The 3,036-nt window shown below is 68.7% G+C and carries 1 protein-coding gene; it reads right to left on the bottom strand.

Going from position 1 to position 3,036, the window contains the following annotated elements:
- Positions 1 to 465: 465 nt before the first annotated feature.
- Complete coding sequence (locus tag Q0K00_RS11640; protein WP_297229712.1) at positions 466 to 2,883, bottom strand: Smr/MutS family protein; 2,418 nt, start codon at positions 2,881 to 2,883, stop codon at positions 466 to 468.
- Positions 2,884 to 3,036 lie beyond the last annotated feature (153 nt).

Below are 3,036 nucleotides of genomic sequence, written 5' to 3'. Positions count from 1 at the left end.
TGGAGGGGTTCCCCTTCCCCCCAGGCCCCCCATCCCTTCCCCAGCGCGCTTTTATCGGGGGAGGGAACAGGGACGCGAGGCGAGCCTCCTGCCAAGGGCAAGCGGAGCGCACAGGCTGATTTTGTTTCGTCTCCCCGGCCCCCCATCCCTTCCCCAGCGTGTTTTTACCGGGGGAGGGGGCAGCAACACGAGGTGACCCAGCTCCCCCAAAAAACAAGGAGGTGGCGTATGGTGGACGATGTGTTGATATGCTCTGGGGCGTGGTGAGGTGACAGCGCACGGTGACGGCCGGGGGGGCTTTGCCTTTTCGTCGTGCCGCCGGGGGACTGGGGGGATAGGGCGGGGCTGGGGCGTCACCCGGACGGTGAGGGACCCCGGCAAGAGTTTCGGGGGGAGGGGGCGCGGGGGAGGGGGACCTTTGCAAAGGTTCCCCTCCCCCGCATACGCCGCCAGCCCCTGCTTTTTTTAACGCAACTGGACGATGGTCATGCCGTCGCCGCCGCGGTCTTCGGGGGCAAGGGCAAAGTGTTCCACGGCCGGGAAGCCGCGCAGGAAGTCGTGGATCTGTCGGCGCAGCGCGCCGGTGCCGCGTCCGTGCACCACTTCCAGCTCATGGAAGCCCGCCAGCAGGGCCTTGTCGAGGAAGCGTTCCACTTCGGCAAGGGCCTGATCCGCGCGCATACCGCGCAGATCGAGCTTGAGGGCCGGGGCGCTGTCGTCCGTCTGCGCGCGCACGGCCCGGCCGATGGCGGAAGGGGCGGCCGGACGGGCGGCGGTCGCGGGCAGGCGCACGTCCTTCACCGCCGCCCAGAGGCTCACGCCGTTGAGGTCGAGGCGCAGGCGGTTGCGGCGCTCGTCGATATCCGTGATGCGGCCGCGCTTGTTGAAAGCGGTATGCAGCACTTCCTGTCCCACGCGGAAGGTCTCCGCCACGGGCAGGGGGGCGGCGGGGGCCTCCTCCTGCTGCGGGGCGGCGGCCAGCGAGGCCCGCAGGCGGGACATCTCGCGCAGGGCCTGCTTCTGGGTGGCGCGGCCTTCCTTCCAGGCGCGCATGAGCTCCTGCGCCTGCGCGCGTACCTCGTCATGCAGGCGCAGGCGTTCCTTCTCGTATTTTTCGCGGGCGTGTTCGGCCTCCCGTCGGGCCTTGTCCTGCGCCTTCTTCAGATCGCGCAGTTCCTCCTCCCGGCGGGCGGCCAGATCGTTGAGGCGCTGGAGCACCTGCCCTGTTTCCTGTCCGTCCTGCAGGAGGTATTGCTCCGCCCGGCGCAGGATGCTGTCCGGCAGGCCGTGCTCACGGGCCACGTCCAGCGCCTGGCTGGCGCCCACCTGATCGTAGGCCAGCCGGAAGAGGGGCTTCTTGCTCTGCGGGTCAAAGAGCACCGAGGCCGCCCGCGCGCCTTCGCGGGTGAGGGCATAGCTCTTGAGGGCCGGGAAGTGCGTGGCCGCGAGGGTGTAGGTCCGCTTTTCCAGCAGTTCGTCCAGCACGGCCTGCGCCAGCGCCGCCCCCTGCGCCGGGTCGGTGCCCGCGCCGAATTCGTCCAGCAGCACGAGGGCCTCGGCGTCGAGATGCTTCCAGGCCTTGCCCAGATGCTGGATCTGGGCCGTGAAGGTGGAGACGTTGTCCGCAAGGCTCTGCTCGTCACCGATGAAGGCGTCCACCCGGCCGAACCACGGCAGATGCGAGCCCGCGCCCGCCGGGACGGGCAGGGCGCTCAACGTCATGGCGGCCATGAGGCCCAGCGTCTTGAGGCAGACGGTCTTGCCGCCCGCATTGCCGCCGGTGATGATGAGCGCGCGCTCGCCGGGCCGCAGCACGATGTCCAGCGGACGCACGCGCCGCCGGGCGGCTTCGCGGGCCTCGGCCGCGTCGCGGGCGGTGCGCCGTTCGTGCTCCGGCGGCGTCTGGCGGGTCTCCTCCGCCCGGCCCAGCAGCAGGAGCGGATGCCGGGCCTCCAGCAGGCAGATGCCTTCGGCCGCCGGGGTCAGGGGCACGCAGCGGCCGTCATAGCTTTCGGCCAGACGGCGCTTGGCCTGCAGCACGTCCAGCCCGGCCAGCAGGTCGAGGGCGGCCCGTGCGCCGGGCAGTTCGGCCAGCAGCAGGGAGCGCAGATAGGCAAGGATCTTCTGTTCTTCCTCGCGTTCTTCCCGCTTGAGTTCCTGGAGGCGGTTGTTGATCTCCACCAGGAACATGGGCTCGAAATAGCAGGTCTCGCCGGTCTGGGACCAGTCATGGATGATGCCCTGCATACGCCCCTTGAAATTGGCCTTGAGCGGCAGCACATAGCGGTCGGACGAAAGGGTCATGAATTCGTCCTGCAGATAGGGGAGCATATTGTACTGTACGGCGTAATCCTTGACCTTGCGCATACAGCTCTGATGCAGGCGGCGCAGTTCGCTGCGGACCTGATGCAGCTCGGGCGAGCTTTCGTCGCGGATGTAGCCGTCGTCGGAAAGGCAGCGGTTGAGCGCGGCGGTGAGCTGTACCGGCAGGGGCGAGCGGCGGGCAAAGTCCAGCAGGTGCGGCCACTGCGTTTCGGCTTCGGGCACGGCGATGGACTCCACGGCGGCCTGCGCCAGACGCAGCACCTCGCGCAAGGCCCAGAAGGCGTCCGTATCCGGCTGGGCGTGCGGACGCTCCACCGCGCGCAGCAGGCCGCTCACGTCGGGGAAGGAGGTCAGCATGAAACCGCCGTTGCCCAGCGGGCGGGCCGCCCAGACGCGGGACTCGTCGAAAAGGCGGGCCTCCCGCGTGACGGCATCGGCATCGGCAAGAGGAGCGACGCGCAGGGCGTGTTCACGTCCGACGCCGGAGGTGCAATGCCCGGCCAGATGGGCAATGACGGCGTCAAATTCCAGAGCGGCAAGGGTTCGCGCGTGAATCATGGGCAAGGGGGGTGGCCGGGAGGCCGTCTGAGGGTGAGCGGGATGGCCTCCCCGGGCGCGGGGCAGGCGAAAAACGAAAAGGGTCATGACTAGCAGAGAGGATTCTCTCTGAGCATCTTGAGGAGGAGTTTGTAGATATCCTCATGACGGTGA

Source organism: uncultured Desulfovibrio sp., from assembly GCF_944327235.1.
Lineage (GTDB): Bacteria > Desulfobacterota > Desulfovibrionia > Desulfovibrionales > Desulfovibrionaceae > Desulfovibrio.
Note: the sequence above shows the minus strand (reverse complement) of the source record. Positions and strands in the feature narration are given on the sequence as shown.

What these genes read in the sequence shown, in the direction of transcription:
- Q0K00_RS11640 (WP_297229712.1), bottom strand. Translation starts at nt 2,883, where the DNA reads ATGATTCACGCGCGAACCCTTGCCGCTCTGGAATTTGACGCCGTCATT.